The sequence below is a fragment of the Micromonospora sp. NPDC005206 genome (genome assembly GCF_040608175.1).
Classification (GTDB): Bacteria; Actinomycetota; Actinomycetes; order Mycobacteriales; family Micromonosporaceae; genus Micromonospora.
This window is the reverse complement of record NZ_JBEXHU010000004.1, coordinates 252,463-272,834: the sequence shown is the minus strand read 5'-3', so window position 1 is coordinate 272,834 and position 20,372 is coordinate 252,463. Positions and strand designations below refer to the sequence as shown.

The window sequence follows — 20,372 nt, the reverse complement described above, 5'->3', positions numbered from 1 at the left end:
AAGATCAGAGGGTGAGCTGCCAGTTGTTCCAGGAGTCCACCGGGCGGAAGCCGAGCCGCTCGTTGATCGCCACCATGTAGCTGTTGCTGGCCGCGTTGAAGGTGTCGATCACGCGCACCGCCGGCTCGTGGGTGAGCAGGTGGTGCAGGTTCTCGATCTTCGCGAGCAGGCCGAGGCGGTGCCCGCGGTGGTCCGGGTCGACGATGGTGATCTGCTGGAACGCGTGCCAGTCGGCGGACGCGCCCACGTCCAGCAGGGTCCAGGCGACCAGCCGGCCGGACGCCTCGTGCCGTACCCCGAGGTGATAGCGCCGCCGGCCCCGGGCCTCCAGTGCCCGATCGGTGCCCCGGACCCGCTCGGCGTCCACCCGCTCCGGCTCCCACTGCACGTCTCCCATGGGCGCGTCCATGAGCAGCCGGCCGTCCAGGTAGGCGACGTCCGCGACGTACTCCTGCGGGGTCGCGCCCTGCCAGCAGACCGACTGGTAGCCCTCGGCCAGGGTGTGTGCCTCGGCCAGCGCCGCCCTCAGCACGGCCCGGTCGATGGTGTCAACCTCGAGCCGGCGGCGCACCTCGGCCAGCGCCGGCTCCGCGCCGGCCGCGGCGGCGAACGCGCCGCCGGCCGCCGACCGCGCCGGGCCGCCGGGCAGCGCGGAGACCGCCATGCCGAGCACCCGCTTGCGACCGCGCTCGCGCAGCAGACGTACGCCGTGCGCCAGCAACTCCCGGCCGACGCCCCGCCGCCGCAGCGCCGGGTCCACCACCACCTCCGCCGTGGCGTTGTCGGTGTTGTCCAGTTGCGGAAGCTCGAGCTGGAGGTATCCGGCCGGCACGCCGTCCAGCCGGGCCAGCGCCCAGAGGGTCTCGGTGCCGGGCATCGGGGTGTGGAAGAACGCGTCGAAGCGCCGCCGGCAGAAGGGCGGGAAGTCCGGCAGGTCGGCGTCGTTGGCCGCCGCGCCGATCCGGAACGCCTCGTCGACCGCGGCCCGGTCGGCGCCGTCGAATGACGCGATGGTGATGTTCATGCCGCCGAGCGTGCACCTCGGAAACGCGATCGGGCCAGCGAATTAATCGCTGGCCCGATCGGACGTGGTCGGGAGGGACACTCGCACAACGCCTCCGGCGTTGGGTCGCAAGAACTTCAAAAGTCTCCGGCGAAATGCCCTCCCGCACGGAGCATCTTGCGCCGTCCGGTTCCTGCCGTCAAGTCCAGAGCGGCGGGTTTTCCACACTCACAGCTAAATGCCAGTTACCCGGCGGATCGGCCCGATCCCCCATCCGGGCGATCCCCCATCCCCGGCACGGGTGGGAACGAACCTGGGTCAGCCCAGGAGGCCGGCGTCTCGGGCGGCGCGGAGGGAGGGCTTGATGTGGTGCGTCGGGCCGACCTGGTTGGCTACCGCGTCGATGGTCTTCAGGCCCTCGCCGGTGTTGAACACGACCGTCTCCGCCGTGGGGTCGAGCCGGCCGGACTCGACCAGCTTGCGCAGCACCGCCACGGTGACCCCGCCCGCGGTCTCGGCGAAGACCCCGGTGGTACGTGCCAACTGTCGGATGCCGGCGCGGATCTCGTCGTCGTCGGCGTACTCCATCCAGCCGTCCGTGCGGCGGACCGCCTCCAGGGCGTAGAGGCCGGCGGCCGGGTCGCCGATGTTGAGCGACTTGGCGATGCCGGTGGGCTTGACCGGGGTGATCGTGTCGGTGTCGGCGTGCAGGGCGGTGGCGATCGGGTTGCAGCCGGCGGACTGGGCGCCGAAGACCTTCCAGCCGCCGGCCGGCGCCTCGACCAGACCGATCTCGACCAGCTCGGAGAACGCCTTGTCAATCTTGGTGAGCAGCTCGCCGCTGGCCATCGGGATGACCACCTGGGCCGGGATCCGCCAACCGAGCTGCTCGGCCACCTCGTACCCGAGTGTCTTGGAGCCCTCGGCGTAGTACGGCCGGACGTTGACGTTGACGAACGCGGTGTCCTCGAACTCGTCGGTCTCCACCAGCTCGCCGCAGAGCCGGTTCACATCGTCGTACGAGCCGTCGATGGCGACCAGGTCACCGCCGTAGACCGCGGTGGTGATGACCTTGCCCTGCTCCAGGTCGCTCGGGATGAAGACCACCGAGGGCACCCCGGCGCGGGCGGCGTGCGCGGCCACCGAGTTGGCCAGGTTACCGGTGGAGGCGCAGGCGAACCGGGTGAAGCCGAGCGCCCGGGCGGCGGTGAGCGCCACCGATACGACCCGGTCCTTGAACGAGTGGGTCGGGTTGGCGCTGTCGTCCTTGACCCAGAGCGGCGCGGTGATGCCCAGTTCGGCGGCGAGGTGCGGGGCCGCTACCAGCGGGGTGAGCCCCGGGTTCAGGGTGACGCGGGTGGACGGGTCCTGACCGGCGGGCAGCAGCGCGGCGTACCGCCAGATGTTGTCCGGGCCGGCCTCGATCCGCTCACGGGTGACCGTGGCCAGGGCTGTGGCGTCGTAGTCGACCTCCAGCGGGCCGAAACACTCGTAGCAGGCGTGCTGGGCGGCGAGCGGGTAGCGGGCCGAACAGGCGCGGCAGACCAGGGCGCGGGCGGGGCTGGCGGAGGTGTCGATGCCGGAGGCGGCGAGCGTCGACGTCATGTCGAGGGTCCTCTCATCTTTCCCCGCATCGCACGGTGCGGCGGGGACGGAATTGGCACCTGCCCCGCGGGGCGCTCAGCGGTGAGCGCGCGGGGTGGTTGCCGGGGCGTCGTCGGGCCGTATCCCTCAGCCCCTCTGGATGAGGTATTCAGTTGTGCCGCCGAGTCTAGGCAATGCGGCGACGGGAGGCTCCCGGCGTCCCGCCAGGTGAGCGATCGGCCGGCGGCGGCCGGGACGACCTGCGCCGTCGATCTGACTCGGCCGGCCGGTTAGCGGGCCACCACCGCGACCGGGTCGACGACCGCCGTCCGGTCGACGACGGCGGTCGCCTGGTCCGCGGGCACCGCGGCGGTGCGGGCGCGGGTCGCCACGTTGGCGGCGACCAGGGCGGCGATGGTGATCGCGGCCCCGACAAGCTCGACCGGCTCGGGCCGGTAGCCGCGGGCGATCTGCACTGCGAAGGTGGTCACCGGGACCAGGTTCATGAAGAGCGCGGCGTTGGCGGTGCCGAGCCGCTGCACGCCGGTGTTCCAGGCCAGCACCGCGACCACGGCGCCCACGATCACGGCGTACGCCAACTGCGGCGCGACCGCCACCAGGTCGGCGGCTCCCGGCGCGTGCTGCCAGCCGATGCCGTCGGCGAGCACGCTCGCGGCGAGCATGGCGGCCGTGCCGGCGAGCGCGGTGAGGGTGGTGTACCGCAGCGGCGACCAGCCGCCGAACCGGCTGGCGCCGTGGGTGTAGATGGCCCAGCCGAACACCGCGCCGATCATCATCAGACCGCCGAGGCCGAACTGACCGAGCCCGGCCAGGCTCCCGCGCGTGATCACCAGGCCGACGCCGAGAAGCGCCACCAGGGAGAGGGCCAGCAGGAGCGGCTTCGGGCGTACGCCGTCGCGGACCCAGCGGACCAGCTGGGTGATGACCGGGGTGGTCGCCACGAAGAGGGCGACCTGCTGCGGTGCGGCGTGTTCGAGCGCCAGGTTGGTGAGCACGTTGAAGCCGGCGAAGCCGACCGCGCCGAGCACCGCCACCTCGACCGCCCGGCCGCCGAGCCGCAGCGCGCCGGCGCCCTCGCGGAGCAGCAGGATGCCGACCAGGATGACAGTGGCCAGCAGGTAGCGGGCGGTGGTCAGGTTGAGCGGATCGACCCAGGTCAGCGCACTGGCCAGGATCGGGAACATCACTCCCCAACTGAGCACGGCGAGTAACGGGTAGGCGGCGGCGCGGGATCGCATCGTCAGCTCCAATGTTCGAGTACTTTCGAACCAACGACACCGACCCTAGGGAGATGTTCGACGATTGTCGAACAACGGTTACACTGGTCACATGGAGCCGCACGAACCCGACCTGGCCGCCGTACCGGTCACCGCCGTGCTGGCCGCACTCGCCGACGACGTGCGGCTACAGATCGTGCGGGCGCTCGCCGAGGGCGGCGAGCGCGCCTGTGGCACGTTCGAGATCGGCGTCTCCAAGGCGACCCGCAGTCACCACCTGAAGGTGCTGCGCGAGGCCGGCCTGACCCGCACCCGCGCCGCCGGCACCAGCCGCTACGTCCGCCTCCGCCGCGACGAACTGGACCGCCTCTACCCCGGCCTACTGGACGCGGTCCTCACCCAGTCCAACCGAGGCTGACGTCCGCGAGAGCTGCCGATAGCGAGGGGCCGGGCGGCGGTGGGAAGCCCACATGGGCAAGGATCGGTGAATGATCTTCCACGACGCTGCGACAGCGCGACGGACCAGCGCGGCGGTCGTCATGGTGCTCGCGCTCGGCGCCTGCGCCCCCGCCGACCATCGCGGCCAGGCCGGGGACGGCCCGAGCCCGCCGCCGGCGGTCACGAACGGCCGGCCGGGCGCGCCCAGCCCGACGGCGAGCGTCGACCCGCTGGCCGGTTGCCCGGAGTCCGGTGTCCGGATCCGGTCGACCGGGTCGGACGCCGCCATGGGGCTGCGCGCCCTCGGCCTGGAGCTGGTCAACTGCGGCGACCGCCCCTACCGGATCAAGGGATACCCGGCGCCGCGGGTACTGGACGAGGACCGCAAGCTGATCATCCTGCGCGTGCTGCCCGGGGCGAAGGGGATCACGTCGGGCTTCGACCAGCCGCCCCGGGAGGTCACCCTGCAGACCGGGGAACGGGCCACCGCCGCGGTGCTCTGGCGCAACCTGGTCACCGATTCGAAGGTGGTGGCCACCAACGGGGAATACCTTCGGGTCGCACCCGCCGCCGGGCAGCCGGCCGAGGACGTCGACCCGGACGGCCCGATCGACGTGGGCAACACCGGCCGGATCGGCGTCAGTGCCTGGAAGAAGGCAGAGCCGTCCACGCCGGTGCCGACGCGGCCCGCCCCACCGCCGGTGAGCCCATCGGACAGCCGGCTATGAGGTGATGTCCTTGCGGGTGAAGCGCCAGAACGCCAGCCCCCAGAACAGCGTCGCGTAGCTGATCGCCGAGATGCAGCCGCGTACCACGTCGTCGGTCTGCACCGGGGTGGAGAGCAGTCCCAGCCAGGCGGTGCTGAAGTGGGTGGGCAGAAAGTCGCGCAGCACGCCGAGGGCGGTGATCTGGTCCAGGATGCTGGACAGGATCCACAGCAGCACCGCGCCGCCCACCGCGCCCAGCGCGGCGTCCGTGGTCACCGACAGCAGGAACGCCAGGCCGGCGACCACCAGCAGGACGACCGCCAGGTAGCCGAGCACGGCCAGCAGCCGGAGCAGCCCCTCGGTCGGCTCCAGCTCGGCGGCGACCGTGCTGCGCAACGGCGACCAGCCGTACCGCAGGGTGCCCGCGGCCAGGGCCGTGCCGGCCAGCAACAGCAGGGCCAGCCCCGAGTACGCGAGCGCGACCACCAGCTTCACGGTGAGCAGCCGGGCCCTGGGCACCGGGATCGCCAGCAGGTAACGCAGGCTGCCCCAGCTCGCCTCGCTGGCCACCGTGTCGCCGCAGAACAGCGCGACGACGACCACGAGCAGGAACGACGCCGACACGAAGATCGAGAACAGGGTGAAGTTGAGCCCGCCGGACGTGGCCAGGTCGACCAGACTGGCGAACTCGTTGTTGCCGTTGTCGTCGTCGCCGCCCGAGTTGAACTGGAAGGCGACCAGGATGATCAGCGGCAGCAGGACCATGAACCCGAGCGCCAGCTGAGTCCGCCGCCGGGACGCCTGCCGGCGGAACTCCGCGCCGAACGGCATCGTCGCCGACGGCCGGTAGCCCCGGGCCGCACCGGCCGGATCGGTGACGCCCATCGGCGTCTCGACGGAAGAGCCAGCCATCACCGGTCACCGCTTCCCCGAGAGTTCTCGCCCACCAGGGCGAGGAACGCGTCCTCCAGGCGGCGCCGGGGCACCACCCGGTCCACCCCGATGCCGGCGCGCACCAACTCGGCCACCACGTCGCTGCGGGCCGTGCCGTTGGTGTCGACCACCAGCTGACCGTCGCTCTCCGGCAGCACCCGGACCCCGTGCAGCCGGTCCAGCACCGCCCGCGCCGCCACCGGGTCGGTGACGTCGAAGAGGACGCTCGGCGACTCGCCCACGATCTCCTCCACCGGCCCGGACGCCACGATCCGGCCCTTGTTCACCACCACCGCGTGCGTACAGGTCTGCTCCACCTCGGCCAGCAGGTGGCTGGAGACCAGCACGGCCCGGCCGTCCGTGGCGTACCGCTGGAGCACCCGGCGCATCTCGGCGATCTGCGGCGGATCGAGCCCGTCGGTCGGCTCGTCCAACACCAGCAGCTCCGGCAGGCCCAGCATGGCCTGCGCGATGGCCAGCCGCTGGCGCATCCCGTGGCTGTAGTTCTTGATCTTCCGGTGCACCGAGTCGCCCAGGCCGGCGATCTCCAGTGCCGCGTCGAAATGCGCGTCCTCCCACGGCCGCCCGGTGGCCCGCCAGTACGCCTTCAGGTTGTCCAGACCCGACAGGTGCGGCAGGAAACCGGGCCCCTCCACCAGCGCGCCGATCCGGGACAGCACCGGCGAGCCGGGCACCAGCCGTCGGCCGAAGACGTAGATCTCCCCGGCGGTCGGCTGGGTCAGCCCCATCAGCACCCGCAGCGTGGTGGTCTTGCCGGCGCCGTTCGGCCCGAGCATGCCCACCACCTGACCCGGATGGACCTCGAAGTCCACGTTCGACACCGCGACGAAGCCGTCCGCGTACTCCTTGCGCAGCCGGCGCACGGCCAGCGGCGTGCCCGCGTACTCCGGGTGCACGGAGCGGTCCTGCCGGCGGTGCCGGCGGCGGACCACGGCCACGACCACGACGAGGCCGATCGCGATGGCGGCGAGCAGGCCGGCGAGCACCCAGCGCCAGATCGTCGCCGTGGTGGGGATCGGCTCCCCGCTGACCGTGGGCAGGCTGACCGCGCCGTCCGCCGCCACCGTGTAGACGGTGGGCTGGGCCGGCGTGGTGTACGCCTGGTCGGAGCTGGCCACCACCAGCCGCAGCTGGTGACCGGCCTCGACCCGGCGGACGATCCCGGGCAGCGTCACGGTGACCGGGCGGGCGTCCTGCACCCGCTGCGGCAGGCCGGTGAGCCGGACCGGGGCGACCAGCCCGTTCGGCAGGGTGGCCGCGCCGTCCGGGTCGACGTCGTAGAGCTTGACGAAGAGCACCGCCTCGCCGGTCGGTGAGGCGGCCCGCAGGGTGACGGTGGGGGCGCCCGCCACGTCGACCGCATCGGTCAGCGGCGCCGACTCGAAACGGGCGTGCTGGCCGGGCACGTCGCCGGCCACCCCGTCCAGCAGCGAGGCGAGGCCGCCGGCGAACGGCACCGAGGAGATGGCGGCCGGGTTGCCGTTCGGGGGGTTCGCGATCGGCTGGGCCGGGCCGGCGACCGTGACCTCCCGGCGGGCAGTGCCAACCAGGCCCGGGTAGTCGGTGCGGCGGAAGCCGGTCGCGACCAGGCCCCGGTCGAGCGCGTCGAAGCCGGCGATCCGCGACCAGGTGAAGTCGTCGCCGGGCGCGTCGCCCTCGCCCTTGACGTAGTGGTCCAGCCACTGGACGGTCAGGAACTTCACCCGGTCCGAGTCCGAACGGGGGCCCGCACCGCCGTCGTGCCCGCCGGTGAACCAGGCGACCCGTACCGGCGTGCCGGCGGCGGCGATGCCCTTCGCGTTGGCGTCCGCCTCGCCGAGGGGGAAGAGGGTGTCCGCCTCGCCCTGCACCAGCAGGGTGGGCGCCGCGATCCGGTCCAGCACGCCCGCCGGGCTGGACCGGCGCAGCAGGTCCACGGCGGCCTGGTCGGCCCGGCCGGTGGTGGCGATCCGCAGGTACGCGGCGCACACGTCGGCGGCGAACCGGCCGCAGGACGGGTCGGCGGCACCCGCCGGAACGCCACCGGGACCGGTGCCCGGGCCGGCGCCCGGCCCCGGGCTGGGCGGGCCGGCTGACGCGGGTGCTCCCTCGGGCTGGGCGGCGGTCCCTCCGGAGAGCCCGGCCGGGCCGGTGCCCACGTTGCCGCCCCCACCGAAGAAGAGACCGGCCCAGCCCTTCTTGAACACGCCCTCGGTCGGCGCTCCGCCGGTGCTCTCCGGCAGGAACGCCCGGGACAGGTCGTTCCAGGTGATCATGGGGACGATCGCGTCCACCCGGCGGTCCTGGGCGGCCAGCAGCAGCGCCAACCCACCGCCGTACGAGCCGCCAACCACACCGACCTTCGGGTCGCCGGCGCCGTCGGTGCGCACCTCCGGCCGGGCGGCCAGCCAGTCCAGCAGTCGTTGCGCGTCGCGTACCTCGTAGTCCGGGCTGTCCAGGTGGATCTCGCCGCCGCTGCGGCCGAAGCCCCGCGCGGTCCAGGTGAGCACCGCGTAGCCGCGCCCGGCGAACTCCTCCGCGTCGGAGCGCACCGACTCCTTGGTGCCGCCGAACCCGTGCGCCAGCAGCACCGCCGGCACCTTCCGACCGGACGAGGCGTCGGTCGGCAGGTAGAAGGTGGTGTCCAGGTCCACCGGCTGGTCGCCGGCCGGTCCGGAGCGGACCGTGAGCATCGCGCTCTCGGTGCGTACGCCCGATCCCCGCGGCCACACCGCCCAGGTCACGGCAGCCGCCAGGAGCACGACGACCGCTGCTGCGGCGATCGCTCGGCGGCGGGTGGGCAGGGCACGCCGGAACCACGCGGCCGGCGACGGCGATCTCATGCGGCACACGGTACGGGCCGCAGGCTGAGCGTTGGCTGAGATCCGCCGTACGTCCGTCCGGTTGCCCCGATCGGCGATTCGGCTAGATGCGACCGCGCACCGTCGAAGGCTGCGCAGTGAGTTGAGTTCGGATCACGTGAATTCCGATCTTCGGCGGATATCCACCTCGATCCCTTCATGTCACACCCCCGATGGAACACAACGTGCCGGCGACCCGGACGAACGGTGACATCGCTCGAAGTGACGCAAACCTGACTGAGCAGCACCCGGTTCGCCCACGGACGATTCGGCTAGTTTTCCGGTCCGGTGCACGGGACTCGTCGGCGAACCCGACACCGCGCCGATCCCCCGCCCGACGCCGGAGGAGACACACATGACAGTCCCCGCGCCACGGGCCCGTCGACGGCCGTCCATGTGGGGCCGACTGCTGCCGCTGCTGCTCGTCGCGGCGCTGCTGGCGCCGGTGGGTCTGCTCCTCACGCAGACCTGGCGGCAGACCGGTGACAACCGCGACCTGGCCGCCCGGGAACGGCTCGGCGTGCAGTACCTCCGCGCCCTCGCCCCGGTCACCGACGCCCTGGTCGAGGCCCAGTCCGCCGCGGTCAACGGCCGCCCCGCTCCCGGCGAGGCGCTGACCCGCGCGGTCGAGGACGCCGCCGCGGTGGACGCCCGGATCGGCACCGAGCTGCGCAGCCAGGAACGCTGGGCCGGGCTGCGGGCCAAACTGGAGGCGCTGCGCGATCGCAGCCCCACCGACCCCGAGTCCGCCTACACCGCGTACGGCGAGGTCAGCGATGTGCTGCTGGCGCTGCATCGCAAGGTCCGGGAAAGCTCGGGGCTGGTTCGCGACCCGGGTGCCGATTCCTTCTTCCTTCAGGACAGCGCCGGCCAGGAGCTGCCGGAGGCGGTGGTGTTCGCCGGCCGGCTCGCCGACCTGGGCACGCTCGCTCCCCGCCGGCCGGCCGCCGAACAGACCCGCAGCCTGATCGAGCTGACCGGCCTGCGGGTGGCCGCCCTGGCGCCCGCCACCGACCTGGTCGACAACCTGCGCTCCGCGGTGGACAGCTCGGAAAGCACCGACCTCGGCGCGAACGTGCTCACCCCGCTGGACACCTACCAGCGCTCGGTGGAGGCGCTGGCCGCGCACTCCGCCCCGGCCCCCGGCACGGGCGCGGTGGACCCGGCCCGGCTGGCCGCCGCCCGGCTCGACACGCACACGGCCGCCCTCCAGCTCCAGCCGGTCATCCTCAGCGAGCTGGACGCCCTGCTGGTCGAGCGGATCGACGGGCTGGACCGGGACCGCTGGCTGACAACCGGCGCCGGGGTCGCCGCCGTGCTGCTGCTGGGTTGGCTCGCCGCGCTGCTGCTCGCCGCCGGCCGTCGGGCCCGTCGCCGAGCCGCGATGCCCGCAGCGCCCATGGTGAGCCGCGACATCCCGCCATCGGGCGACGCCTGGCAGTCGGCGATCCGCACCGGCCGGCCCGGTGACCCGCGATCGCTGCAACCGGTCGGCGCGACGCGCGACCCGGAATCCGCCCAGTGGGGGCCGTCCGATGCTGCTCGGTAGGCTCCGGATCCGCGGCAAGCTCGCGCTGCTCGTGGTGATCCCCCTGCTCAGCATGGTCGGCCTCGCCGTGCCTGTGGTGCTCGACCGGGTGGCCGCGGCCCAGCGCTCCAGCGACATCGCCGAGCGGGTGCGACTCGCCAGCCGGGTCGGCAGCCTGGTGCAGGACCTCCAGCAGGAACGCATCCTCTCGGTCGGCTTCCTGCTCGGCCGGGTGGAACGCGCCGAACTGGTCCGCAAGACCGCCGACGTGGACGACCGGGTCGCCGACCTGCGGGCCGAAGGGAGCGACGCGCTGACCGACCAGGTCGAGCACGCCCTGTACGGGGTGTCCAGCCTCATCGACCTGCGGACCGCCGTCCTCGCCCGGGCCGCGAACCCGATCCAGGTGATGGACGCGTTCGGCCCGGTCAACCGAGGAATGATCGAGTCGCTGCGGCTGGCGTTCAGCGTGGACACCGACACCCGGCCGGGCCGCCAGGTGCTGGCCCTGGACGGGCTGCTGCGCGCCGACGAGGGGCTGGGCGCGTGCGCCACCCTGATCGTGCTGGTCAAGGCGACCGGCAGCGCGCAGGCCAGCGCCGGGTACGTGGCGTGCATGGCCGCCCTCCAGGTGGACAGCCAGCGCTTCCGCAGTCTGATCACGCCCGAACAGTTGACGGTGGCCCGGCTCAACGACGTGGCCGTGACCGCCCGTACCAGCGCCGACTTCCTGGTCACCAGCGCCCGGGACCCGGCCGGTGCGATCCGCGACGTTCCACTGGACGTGCTCTTCCCGTCCGTCCGCTCGATGATCCGGCTCGGCCAGTTCGTGGAGAAGAAGCTGGTCGCCGACGTACTCGCCGAGGTGACCGCCGAGCAGCGGCGAGCGCTGACCGCCGCGTACCTGGTCGGAGGCGCCGCGGCGCTGATCCTGGCGTTGGTGGTGCTGCTCAGCACGGCCGTCGCCCGTACGGTGGCCCGGCCGTTGACCCGGCTCACCCGCTCCGCCGACCGGGTCGCCCGGGTCGCCGAGGCGGAACTGGTCCGGGTCACCGACGACGAGGCGGAGAGCGCCCAGCCGGTCCGGCTGGATCCGGTGGACATCCGGGCCAACGACGAGATCGGCGACCTGGCCCGCGCCTTCGACCGTGTGCAGAGCACCGCGGCCCGGCTGGTCGAGCGGCAGGTCGCCGGTCGGCGTAACGTGGCGCAGATGTTCGGCCACGTCGGCCGACGTACCCAGAACCTGGTGGGGCGGCAGCTCGCGCTGATCGACCGGCTGGAGCAGCAGGAGGTCGACCCGGGCCGGCTGGAGCACCTGTACCGGCTCGACCACATCTCCAGCCGGCTGCGCCGCAACGCCGGCAGCCTGGTGGTGCTCTCCGGCTCGGCCGGGGCGGACGCGCACACCGCGCCGGTGCCGCTGGCCGACGTGGTGCGGCTGGCGCTCGGCGAGATCGAGGACTACACCCGGGTGGAGGTGCGGGTGCCGGCGGGCATCTCGGCCGCGCCGGCCGTGGTCGGCGACCTCGTTCTGGCGCTGGCCGAGCTGATGGAGAACGCCACCATCTTCTCCCCGCCGCACACGCGGGTGCTGGTGGCCGGTGAGGCGTCCGGGCTCGGTGCCCGGATCACGGTGGTGGACCGCGGCATCGGGATGACCGAGCAGCGGCTGGCCGAGGAGAACGCACGGCTCACCCGGCGGGAGCGCCTCGACCTGACACCGACCGAGGTGCTCGGCCTCTTCGTGGTGGGCCGGTTGGCCCGCCGCCACGGCTGGGCGGTGAGCCTGACCGCCACCGACGGCGGCGGGGTGACCGCCCAACTGGAGATCCCACCGGCGTCGCTGGTGCTCCGCCGCGCCGACCGGGCCGGGGCCACCGTCGCCCGGGCCACCGTGCCGGACCGGGACCGGCGCTCGCCGGCCGCGCTCGGCCACAGCCGGGGCGCACGATCCCTCACGGCCACCGCGGCACCGGCCGGCTTCGACTCGGACGTGCTCAGCCGGGCCACCCGCAGTCTGGAGTCCGGTGCGTCCTGGGACGCGTTCGGCGCCGGGGAACCGGTCGGCACCGGCGCCAACACGACGTCACCCGCACCGGTCGACCTCCCCACCACCGAGTCGGGCCTGCCCCGACGACCGGGGCGTGGGGCGACCGGTGGCGGCCCGGGCATCGCCGCCGCCGGCATCCGCCACCCGGGCCGCACCGTGCCGGCGCCGGCACCGGAAGGCACCGGACCATCGGGCACGCCGACCGGCCCGCGGGTCCGGCAGCGGCTGCCCGGGGCCAGCCTGCCCGCCGCCTCCGCGCCGGTCGGCCCGGTGGACGCCACCGGCGCCGACCCGGCCGCCGCCCGCGCGCTCGTCGAGGCGTTCCAGTCCGGCGTACGACGGGCGGAGCTGAATGCCGCCCCCGGCAACGGCCACCCGGGCGTCACGGTCGACCCGCGCACCAGTCCGGGTGGTCCCGCCCCCGCGGTGGCCGACAGCAACGGGGCGACGCCGGGCCGGCCACTGCTGAGCCGGCGGGTGCCCGGGGCGAACGTCACCGCCACCGCGCCCGCCCAACCGGCCAGTCCGCACCTCGGCGACCCGGCCGAGGTCCGCGATCTCATCACCGATTTTGAGGCGGGCGTCGCCCGCGCTCTCCGCGAAGTCAGCCCAGACCGCCGGAACGAAGAAGGATCAGCCCAGTGACCAGCCCCTTCCTGCACGACAACGTCGACCACCAGAGCCAGTCCGGCAACGGCGGGGACCTCAGTCCGGAGGCCCGCACGTTCAACTGGCTGCTGGACTCCTTCACCTCCAGCACGGCCGGGGTGCTGGAGGCGATAGCGGTCTCCTCCGACGGGCTGTTGATGGCCATGTCGGCCATCAAGGACCGGTCCAACGCGGAGCGGTTGGCCGCCGTGGTCTCCGGCATGACCAGCCTCGCCGGCGGGGCGGCCAGCTGGTACGCGCTCGGCGGCCTCAACCGGGTCATCGTCGACATGGCCGACGGTTACCTGCTGATCAGCGCGATCAGCAGTGGATCAGTGCTCGGCGTGGTCGCGGACCGGTCGGCGAACCTGGGCACGGTCGCGTACGAGATGACGCTCTTCGCCGGGCGTGCCGGCGGCGCCCTCACGCCGCGACTGATCGTCGAGTTGAAGAACGCCGTCCAGCAATGACCCGCGACGTCGCCGGTGAGGACCCGGACCCGGGACCCGGGGCCCGGATCCGTCCCTACCTGCGAGCGGCGCCCCCCACCGACGGCGGCGGGTCCCCGGAACCAGCGCCGGAGGCGGGTGTCGGCTGGCCGGCCGGTCCCCGACCGTTCGTGCTCACCTCCGGACGGGTGGCGGGCGCGGACCCGGCGATCGGGCTGGAGTCGCAGGTGACCCTCCGCCCGGACACCGGCCCGTGGATCACCCCGCCGGCCGTCCCGCTGGCACCGGAGCTCCAGGCGATCATCGCGCTCTGCGCCGAGCCGATCTCGGTGGCCGAACTCTCCGCCCGGACCCGGCTGCACTTCGGCGTGACCCGGGTCCTGGTCGGCGACCTGCGTGCCGCCGGGCACCTGGATGTGCACGTCACCGAAGCCGACCACGCCTTCGACCCCGACCTCATCCTGCGAGTGATTGATGGACTCCGTGCGATCTCCTGAATGGCCGGTCGCCCCGCTCGGGGGACTCGCCGGCAGCAGCGCCGCCGCCCGCTACGGCACGTCGCCGGGCATCGGCCCCGCGCTCGGGCGCACCGGCCAGCCACCGGCCGCGCCACCTCCGCCGTACCGGCTGCCGACCAGCACCGGGGCGACGCCACCACCGGCCCACCGTTCGCCGGCCGCACCGCCCGTCCCGGTCAAGATCCTGATTGCCGGCGGGTTCGGGGTGGGCAAGACCACCACGGTCGGGGCGATCTCCGAGATCGCGCCGCTGACCACCGAGGCCGAGATGACCAGCGCCGGGATCGGTGTGGACGACCCGGGCGGCCGGTCGACCAAGACCACCACCACCGTGGCGATGGACTTCGGTTGCGTGACCATCGACCGAAGCCTGAAGCTGTACCTGTTCGGCACTCCGGGGCAGGCCCGGTTCGGCTTCATGTGGGACGACCTCGCCCGGGGCGCGCTCGGCGCGCTGGTGGTGGTCGACAGCGCCCGGCTGGACGACTGCTTCCCGGCGATCGACTTCTTCGAGCGGGCCGGTCTGCCGTTCGTGGTCGGGGTCAACGCCTTCGACGGGCGGCTGGCCCTGGAGCTGGGTGAGATCCGGTGGGCACTGGCCATCGGAGATCATGTACCTCTGGTGCAGTTCGACGCCCGGGATCGGCTCTCGGTGCGGGACGCCCTGCTGGTCGTCCTGGATCGTGCGCTGGACCGGGCCACCCGGGACAGGAGGGCCTGAGCCGACCGGCTCCGGCCGTGGCGGGAAGGGGTGATCTGGTGAGGGGCGACCTGGACGAGACGCTGGCCCGGCTGGCCCGGCGCGAGGAGGCGCTGCGCCGGCGGGCCAACGACCGTGACGAGAGCGCGACACCGCCGGGTCCGGCCGGTGGACCGGCCAACCTCGGGAGCGGCCACACCGACGCCCGCAATGCCGGGCTGGGGCGGCACGCTGGGCGGGACACCGCCGGCGAGGTGGCCGGCTGGGGGCCGGTCGAGGAGGTGGCCGAGGTGGTACGCCAGGTCGTCGGCGCCCACCCGGGGCTGGCGGTGACGGTGCGCGTCGAGCACGGCGGGCGGACGTACCCATTACTGATCTCCTGGGACGGCCCGCACGTCACGGTCGGTCCGGAACCCTCGGCGGCCCCGGTGGAGCCTCCGCCGGCCTGGCCGCTGTCCGGCCGCACGGTGCCGGCCTGGGCACCCGGCCCGAACGGGCTGACCCCGGACCCGGCCGCCCGGCTGGCCGAGCTGATCCGGCGGGACCCGTCGCTGCTGGACGAGCTGGATCCACGGCGCTGACGCCGGGACTGGCTGGCGGCGGCTACGGTCGGGCGGTGGCGCAACCCGACCTGACTCTCACGGCCAGCCTGCGGCCGGCGGCGCTGGACGCCCGGCGGGGCGTCGTCCGCCTGCACCCGGAGGTGCTGACCGCGCTGGGTCTACGCCCCGGCGACCCGGTCCGGTTGGTCGGCCGACGGGAGACCGCCGGAATCGTGGCGGCGGCCAAGCCGGGCGCGAGCCCCGTCCTGCTGTACGCCGACGACCTGACGCTGGGCAACCTCGGCCTCCACGACGGCGGTCAGGTGCGGGTGACTCCGGCGCCGCTGACCCCGGCGAGCCGGGTCACCCTGACCGGGCCGGTGGAGGTGGTCGCGGCGGTCAGCCCGGAGATGCTCCGGCTCGCCCTGCTGGGCAAGGTGGTCACCGCCGGCGACGACGTCTCGCTGTTGCCGCAGGACGTGCTGCCGGACGCCTCGGTACGCAGCCTCATCGAGGCGGCTCGGCGCAGCCTCGCCAACACGGTCGGGTTCGCCTGGACCAGCACCCTGCTCACCGTGGTCGCGGTCGAGCCGGCCGCTGGCGCACTGGTCACCATGGACACGCTGGTCGGCTGGGAGCACGGCCCGGCCACCCACGGCGCCATCCCCGGTCGGCTCGCCCCGGCCGAGCGGCCTTCCGGAGGGCGCCGGTCGGCTGAGACTCCGTCCGGTGCGGCCATGGGCCCGACGGAGGAGGACGACGCTCCCGACGTCGACGAGCTGCCGGGGCTGCGGGCCCAGGCCGAGGAGCTGACCGAACTGCTCGACCTCGGCTTCCACCACCGGGAGGTGCTGGGTCGGCTGGGCACCACCATCTCGCTGGGAGTGCTGCTCAGCGGGCCGGCCGGTTCGGGAAAGTCGGCGCTGGTCCGGGCGGTCGCGGCCCGGGTCGGTGCCCGCGTACACCCGCTCTGGGCGCCCGAGGTGGTCGCGCTGGCCAACCAGGCCGCCGCCGACCGGCTGCGCGCCGTGGCGGCGGCGGTCCGCGCCGGCGGGCCGGCGGTCCTGCTGGTCACCGATGTGGAGGCGCTCGCCCCGGCGGACGAGCCCGGCCCGGTGGCGACGGTGTTCCGCCAGGTGCTCACGGAGACCGTCCGTTCGGGTGCGGCCGTGGTGTGCACCACCGGCCGGCCGGAGGCGGTCGACCCGGCGCTGCGCGCGCCGGACCTGCTGTCGCTGCGGATCAGCATCCCGCTGCCCGACCCGGCGCTGCGCCGCGAGCAGCTCACCGTGCTGACCCGGCAGGTGCCGCTGGCCGATGACGTCCGGCTGGACGAGGTGGCCGGGCGTACCCCTGGATTCGTCGCGGCGGACCTGGCTGCGCTGGTCCGGGAGGCTGGGGTACGCGCGGCGCTGCGGCAGAAGTCGGCCGAGACGCCGACCGTGTCGATGGCCGACTTCACCGCCGCACTGGAGGTGGTCCGGCCGACCACGATGGCCGCGTCCACGCTGGAGCTGGCCTCGGTGACCCTGGACGACGTGGGTGACCTGGTCGAGGTCAAGCAGACGCTCAGCGAGTCGGTGCTCTGGCCGCTGACCTACCCGGACACCTTCGCCCGGCTCGGCGTGCAGCCGCCGCGCGGTGTGCTGCTCTACGGGCCGCCGGGCTGCGGCAAGACGTATCTGGTCACCGCGCTGGCCGGCTCGGGTCGGGCGAACGTGCTCTCCGTGAAGGGCGCGGAGCTGCTCTCCAAGTGGGTGGGTGAGAGCGAACGCGCGGTCCGTGAGCTGTTCCGCCGGGCCCGGGAGGCGGCCCCGACGCTGATCTTCCTGGACGAGGTGGACGCGCTGGCGCCGGTCCGCGGGCAGGCCACCGACGGCGGGACCACCGACCGGGTGGTCGCCGCCCTGCTCACCGAGCTGGACGGGGTGGAGACGCTGCGCAACGTGGTGGTGGTCGGCGCGACGAACCGGCCGGACCTGGTCGACCCGGCGCTGCTGCGGCCGGGCCGGCTGGAGCGGCTGGTCTACGTGCCGCCGCCGGACGGGGAGGCCCGCATGGAGATCCTGCGGGCCGCGTCCCGGCACGTGCCGCTGGCGCCGGACGTCGACCTGGCCGCGCTCGGTGGGGAGTTGGACGGGTTCTCCGCGGCCGACTGCGCGGCGCTGGTCCGGGAGGCGGCGCTCGCCGCGATGCGTGAGTCGCTGGCCGCGGCCACGGTCACCGCCGCGCACGTCGCCACGGCCCGGCGCCGGGTCCGTCCGTCGCTGGACCCCGCGCAGGTCGCCTGGCTGGCCGGGTACGCCGCCGAGCGAGGGTGACGCGACCAAACTGATCCGGCAGTCAACCTTTCGTCGTACCCAGGGTGTTCCTAGGACGTCACATTCCTCTGTGGAGCGATCCACTGCGACGTCAGGCGGTGTTTCTTGCGCAAGCTGCTCTCGCTTCTCCTCGTTTCCCTGGTGGCGGCGGCCACCCTCACCACGGTCGGCTCGCCGGCAGCCGCCCACCCGGCAAAGCCGTTGCCGGCCCGGATCGCCCTGCCCAACGGGTTCACTCCCGAGGGGCTGACGATCGGTCGGGGCACCACCGTTTACGTCAGCTCCATCTTGGACGGAGCGGTGTGGCGCGGTGACTTACGCACCGGCCGTGGCTCGGTGCTGATCCCGGCCGTGCCGGGCAAGGACAAGGCCGGTCTCAAGCTCGATCAGCAGGGCCGGCTGTGGACCGCCGACTTCTCCGGTGGCGGTGCCAGCGTCTACGACGCGGGGACCGGCAAGCTGCTGGCCCACTACCAGTTCACCGACGAGCCGGGCAGCTACGTCAACGACCTCGTGATCACCAAGCGGGCGGTCTACTTCACCGACTCGGGCCGGCAGGTTCTGTACGTGGTGCCGCTGGGCCACGGTGGCCGGCTGCCGGCCGCCACGGCCTCCCGGGTGCTGCCGCTCAGCGGACCGGCTGCGACGCCGGACGCCTACCACAACGGGATCGTGGCACTGCCGGACGGCGATCTGCTGGTCGCACAGATGCTGCCCGGTCGGCTGGTACGCATCGACCCGCGCACCGGCCGCAGCCGCCTCGTCGACCTCGGTGGCTACTCGGTGGAGCGGGCCGACGGCCTGGTGCTGCGCGGCCACACCCTCTACGTGATCCGCAACCTGACCAACGTCATCGCGGTGGTCCGGCTCAACCACGGTTACACCGCCGGGGCGGTGCAGCGGGAGATCACCGGTCCCCAGCTGCGGTCGCCGGCGACCGGTGACCTGCTCGGCTCGGCGCTGTACGTGGTGAACGGCCGGTTCGACGTGGAGTCCACGCCGGACACCGACTACGACATCGTCCGGGTACCGGCCTGATCCACCGGTCGGCGGCGACCTCTCCGGGGGTTGCCGCCGGCCGGCTCGGGTCACTCGGTGGGGAGCAGCGGGCCGAGGGGGCCGAGATCCAGGTTGAGGTCCTCCGGGGCCAGGCCGAAGTGTTCGCGCAGCCCGGCCATCTGCTCCTCCAGCGCCATCAGCGTCACCCCGATCCGCTCGATCTGCTCCTCGGTCAGGTCACCGAGGTCGACCCGGCGCAGCGCCTGCCGCTCCATCAGCTGCCGCAGCAACTCCACGATCGTGAGCACCAGGCTGGCCAGCCCTCGCTCGACCGAGTCGCGGTCCACCGCGATCCGGCGGTCCAGCGGGGTGACCCGGGGCGGCTGCCACGACTCCGCGCCCAGCGCGGCGGCCAGCTCCGCCGCCTCGTCCCGCCCGGTCATCCGGCGTCCTCCGGCGGGGCCAGCGCGCCGACCGAAGCGACCAGCGCGCGCAACGAGATCCGGACCAGGTCCACGTCGGCAATGGCCAGGGTGAGGTCGCCGCTGATCACGACCCCGGTGGCGAGCACCCTGTCGAGCAGGTCCACCAGGGCGACCGGCCGGTAGGCCAACGGATCGTCCGCGCTGCTCGACGCGAGCGCGCTGGTCACCACGGCTCCCGCACGGTGAGCGCCGGCTCCGGCCGTTCCGCGACGAAGGAGTACGCCGGCCACGGCCCGGTCAGCTCCAGCCGGATCTCCGGATGCCGGCTGCCCAGCGCGCCGACGAGCTCGGTGAAGCCGGGCAGCGCCGCGAGGTCCACCAGGTACGCCCCGTTGAGCACCATCGGGGTGGACGCACCGGAGAGCCGCCGGTCCTGCGGCGCGTGCCGCCGGCCCGCCACGGCCAGCTCGCACAGCGCGGCGTGCACCGTGTCCGCCGCCGCGCCCGCCGCCTGCTGGCCTTCCTCCCGGGCGGTCAACTGTGCCCGACGCCGCCGCAGGTACGCCGTCCCCACACCGCCGGCCCCGACGGGTTCGGCGCTCGCCGGAGCCACTCCCGGCACCAGGTAACCCTTCACACCCCACTCGCCGCGTCCGGTGAGGCGGTCCAGGGTGGCCTCCAGCTCGGTTCGGCACGCGGCGAGTGACCTGGCCACCCGGCCGTCGTCGGTGTGCACGGTGGCGAGCCGGGCCGGCACCACCGGCCCCCGTCGGGCCAGTGCCTCGACCACGCCGTGGTGTGCCCGGGCCGCCCGCTCCAGCCACGCCAGATCCTCCAGGTTGCGGCGCAGCGGCTGCTCGCCGTACTCGTCCAGCGGCGCGGTGCTGACCACGCCGACCAGGCCGGAGGTGGAGGTGGACACCGCCCGGACCGGAGCGCCGTCCATCCCGGCGATCGCCGTCAGCGCCGCCGGATCGGCGTCCCGGACCACGCCGTGCAGCCAGGCCCCGGCGACCGGGGCGGACCCGGCGGCGGGCACCTCAACCGTCGAACTCATTCCACTCCTCTAGTTCGGCGTCCCGGCGGCGCGCCCGGGCCGCCACCCGGGGCCGGCGCTCCGCCTCGACCTGCTCCGGGTCACGCGGTCCCGGCTCCACCGGGGGCCGAGCCCGCGAGCTGAGCCACGGATCGTGCTCCCACCAGTCGATGCCGATCTGCCGCGCGGTGTCGACCGACGCGATGACCAGCCGCAGTTTCAGCGTCAGCAGCTCGATGTCGAGCAGGCTGACCCGGATGTCACCGGCGATCACGATGCCCCGGTCGAGGACCCGCTCCAGGATGTCGCCCAGGTTGGCCGGCTCGTGGCCGGCGGGCAGGACCTGGCCGGAGTTCTGCACCACCGACGGCGGCTGCGCAGCGGTCATT

19 protein-coding genes and 1 riboswitch are annotated in these 20,372 nt (G+C 73.8%); of the genes, 10 read left to right on the top strand and 9 right to left on the bottom strand.

Annotated features, from left to right (window positions below; all coding sequences use genetic code 11):
* Nucleotides 1-4 precede the first annotated feature (4 nt).
* The 3 genes from ABZU69_RS07410 to ABZU69_RS07400 form a co-directional block, all read right to left on the bottom strand.
* On the bottom strand, nt 5-1,024 hold the full coding sequence (locus ABZU69_RS07410) for a GNAT family N-acetyltransferase (protein WP_354963542.1): 1,020 nt from the start codon (nt 1,022-1,024) through the stop codon (nt 5-7).
* A gap of 297 nt (nt 1,025-1,321) precedes the next feature.
* Complete coding sequence (gene thrC, locus ABZU69_RS07405) at nt 1,322-2,608, bottom strand: threonine synthase (RefSeq protein WP_354963541.1); 1,287 nt, start codon at nt 2,606-2,608, stop codon at nt 1,322-1,324.
* 10 nt (nt 2,609-2,618) lie between these two features.
* Nucleotides 2,619-2,754, bottom strand: a riboswitch (SAM riboswitch).
* 123 nt (nt 2,755-2,877) lie between these two features.
* A complete protein-coding gene (locus ABZU69_RS07400) occupies nt 2,878-3,846 on the bottom strand; it encodes a DMT family transporter (protein WP_354963540.1) in 969 nt (322 codons plus the stop codon).
* Between the two features lie 91 nt (nt 3,847-3,937).
* Here ABZU69_RS07400 and ABZU69_RS07395 point away from each other — a divergent pair, with 91 nt between their 5' ends.
* Together ABZU69_RS07395 and ABZU69_RS07390 are read left to right on the top strand one after the other, a co-directional pair.
* Nucleotides 3,938-4,243, top strand: a complete 306-nt coding sequence (locus ABZU69_RS07395) for a metalloregulator ArsR/SmtB family transcription factor (protein WP_354963539.1) — start codon at nt 3,938-3,940, stop codon at nt 4,241-4,243.
* 70 nt (nt 4,244-4,313) lie between these two features.
* A complete protein-coding gene (locus ABZU69_RS07390) occupies nt 4,314-4,991 on the top strand; it encodes a DUF4232 domain-containing protein (RefSeq protein ID WP_354963538.1) in 678 nt (225 codons plus the stop codon).
* On the opposite strand, the gene ABZU69_RS07385 is transcribed toward ABZU69_RS07390, so the two are convergent.
* Both ABZU69_RS07385 and ABZU69_RS07380 read right to left on the bottom strand, forming a co-directional pair.
* The gene (locus tag ABZU69_RS07385) at nt 4,986-5,882 is read right to left on the bottom strand and encodes an ABC transporter permease subunit (RefSeq protein ID WP_354963537.1); all 897 of its coding nucleotides are present in this window, start codon (nt 5,880-5,882) and stop codon (nt 4,986-4,988) included. The genes ABZU69_RS07390 and ABZU69_RS07385 overlap by 6 nt on opposite strands.
* Nucleotides 5,882-8,746 (bottom strand): alpha/beta fold hydrolase, encoded by a 2,865-nt coding sequence (locus ABZU69_RS07380; RefSeq protein WP_354963536.1) that lies wholly within the window; start codon nt 8,744-8,746, stop codon nt 5,882-5,884. The genes ABZU69_RS07385 and ABZU69_RS07380 overlap by 1 nt, the downstream gene beginning before the upstream one ends.
* 373 nt (nt 8,747-9,119) lie before the next feature.
* Here ABZU69_RS07380 and ABZU69_RS07375 point away from each other — a divergent pair, with 373 nt between their 5' ends.
* The 8 genes from ABZU69_RS07375 (at nt 9,120) to ABZU69_RS07340 (ending at nt 18,561) form a co-directional block, all read left to right on the top strand.
* A complete protein-coding gene (locus ABZU69_RS07375; RefSeq protein WP_354963535.1) occupies nt 9,120-10,313 on the top strand; it encodes a hypothetical protein in 1,194 nt (397 codons plus the stop codon).
* Nucleotides 10,300-12,990, top strand: coding sequence for a nitrate- and nitrite sensing domain-containing protein (locus ABZU69_RS07370; protein WP_354963534.1), 2,691 nt, complete (start codon nt 10,300-10,302; stop codon nt 12,988-12,990). The genes ABZU69_RS07375 and ABZU69_RS07370 overlap by 14 nt, the downstream gene beginning before the upstream one ends.
* Complete coding sequence (locus ABZU69_RS07365; RefSeq protein ID WP_354963533.1) at nt 12,987-13,463, top strand: roadblock/LC7 domain-containing protein; 477 nt, start codon at nt 12,987-12,989, stop codon at nt 13,461-13,463. The genes ABZU69_RS07370 and ABZU69_RS07365 overlap by 4 nt, the downstream gene beginning before the upstream one ends.
* A complete protein-coding gene (locus ABZU69_RS07360) occupies nt 13,460-13,939 on the top strand; it encodes a DUF742 domain-containing protein (protein ID WP_354963532.1) in 480 nt (159 codons plus the stop codon). Before ABZU69_RS07365 ends, ABZU69_RS07360 begins: the two co-directional genes overlap by 4 nt.
* Complete coding sequence (locus ABZU69_RS07355; protein ID WP_354963531.1) at nt 13,917-14,681, top strand: ATP/GTP-binding protein; 765 nt, start codon at nt 13,917-13,919, stop codon at nt 14,679-14,681. Before ABZU69_RS07360 ends, ABZU69_RS07355 begins: the two co-directional genes overlap by 23 nt.
* A gap of 38 nt (nt 14,682-14,719) precedes the next feature.
* Nucleotides 14,720-15,241: a hypothetical protein gene (locus tag ABZU69_RS07350; protein WP_354963530.1), complete on the top strand. Its 522-nt coding sequence runs from the start codon at nt 14,720-14,722 to the stop codon at nt 15,239-15,241.
* 35 nt (nt 15,242-15,276) lie between these two features.
* Entirely contained in the window at nt 15,277-17,523 is a 2,247-nt protein-coding gene (locus ABZU69_RS07345) for an AAA family ATPase (protein WP_354963529.1), read from the top strand.
* Nucleotides 17,524-17,628: 105 nt separating this feature from the next.
* The gene (locus ABZU69_RS07340) at nt 17,629-18,561 is read left to right on the top strand and encodes a superoxide dismutase (protein ID WP_354963528.1); all 933 of its coding nucleotides are present in this window, start codon (nt 17,629-17,631) and stop codon (nt 18,559-18,561) included.
* Nucleotides 18,562-18,611: 50 nt separating this feature from the next.
* Here the strand turns inward: ABZU69_RS07340 and ABZU69_RS07335 are convergent, their stop codons facing one another.
* From ABZU69_RS07335 to gvpJ, 4 genes are read right to left on the bottom strand one after another with little or no spacing between them, the layout of a single operon-like run.
* Nucleotides 18,612-18,965 (bottom strand): gas vesicle protein K, encoded by a 354-nt coding sequence (locus ABZU69_RS07335; protein ID WP_354963527.1) that lies wholly within the window; start codon nt 18,963-18,965, stop codon nt 18,612-18,614.
* Nucleotides 18,962-19,174: a gas vesicle protein gene (locus ABZU69_RS07330; protein ID WP_354963526.1), complete on the bottom strand. Its 213-nt coding sequence runs from the start codon at nt 19,172-19,174 to the stop codon at nt 18,962-18,964. The genes ABZU69_RS07335 and ABZU69_RS07330 overlap by 4 nt, the downstream gene beginning before the upstream one ends.
* Nucleotides 19,171-20,004, bottom strand: coding sequence for a GvpL/GvpF family gas vesicle protein (locus ABZU69_RS07325; protein WP_354963525.1), 834 nt, complete (start codon nt 20,002-20,004; stop codon nt 19,171-19,173). Before ABZU69_RS07325 ends, ABZU69_RS07330 begins: the two co-directional genes overlap by 4 nt.
* On the bottom strand, nt 19,988-20,371 hold the full coding sequence (gvpJ, locus tag ABZU69_RS07320; protein ID WP_121657174.1) for a gas vesicle protein GvpJ: 384 nt from the start codon (nt 20,369-20,371) through the stop codon (nt 19,988-19,990). The genes ABZU69_RS07325 and gvpJ overlap by 17 nt, the downstream gene beginning before the upstream one ends.
* Between the last annotated feature and the right edge of the window lies 1 nt (nt 20,372).

Excerpts from the sequence above, each read along its gene's own strand:
- ABZU69_RS07410 (WP_354963542.1), bottom strand. The coding sequence starts at position 1,024 with ATGAACATCACCATCGCGTCATTCGACGGCGCCGACCGGGCCGCGGTC.
- thrC (WP_354963541.1), bottom strand. The coding sequence starts at position 2,608 with ATGACGTCGACGCTCGCCGCCTCCGGCATCGACACCTCCGCCAGCCCC.
- ABZU69_RS07400 (WP_354963540.1), bottom strand. The coding sequence starts at position 3,846 with ATGCGATCCCGCGCCGCCGCCTACCCGTTACTCGCCGTGCTCAGTTGG.
- ABZU69_RS07395 (WP_354963539.1), top strand. The coding sequence starts at position 3,938 with ATGGAGCCGCACGAACCCGACCTGGCCGCCGTACCGGTCACCGCCGTG.
- ABZU69_RS07390 (WP_354963538.1), top strand. The coding sequence starts at position 4,314 with ATGATCTTCCACGACGCTGCGACAGCGCGACGGACCAGCGCGGCGGTC.
- ABZU69_RS07385 (WP_354963537.1), bottom strand. The coding sequence starts at position 5,882 with ATGGCTGGCTCTTCCGTCGAGACGCCGATGGGCGTCACCGATCCGGCC.
- ABZU69_RS07380 (WP_354963536.1), bottom strand. The coding sequence starts at position 8,746 with ATGAGATCGCCGTCGCCGGCCGCGTGGTTCCGGCGTGCCCTGCCCACC.
- ABZU69_RS07375 (WP_354963535.1), top strand. The coding sequence starts at position 9,120 with ATGACAGTCCCCGCGCCACGGGCCCGTCGACGGCCGTCCATGTGGGGC.
- ABZU69_RS07370 (WP_354963534.1), top strand. The coding sequence starts at position 10,300 with ATGCTGCTCGGTAGGCTCCGGATCCGCGGCAAGCTCGCGCTGCTCGTG.
- ABZU69_RS07360 (WP_354963532.1), top strand. The coding sequence starts at position 13,460 with ATGACCCGCGACGTCGCCGGTGAGGACCCGGACCCGGGACCCGGGGCC.
- ABZU69_RS07355 (WP_354963531.1), top strand. The coding sequence starts at position 13,917 with ATGGACTCCGTGCGATCTCCTGAATGGCCGGTCGCCCCGCTCGGGGGA.
- ABZU69_RS07335 (WP_354963527.1), bottom strand. The coding sequence starts at position 18,965 with ATGACCGGGCGGGACGAGGCGGCGGAGCTGGCCGCCGCGCTGGGCGCG.
- ABZU69_RS07325 (WP_354963525.1), bottom strand. The coding sequence starts at position 20,004 with ATGAGTTCGACGGTTGAGGTGCCCGCCGCCGGGTCCGCCCCGGTCGCC.
- gvpJ (WP_121657174.1), bottom strand. The coding sequence starts at position 20,371 with ATGACCGCTGCGCAGCCGCCGTCGGTGGTGCAGAACTCCGGCCAGGTC.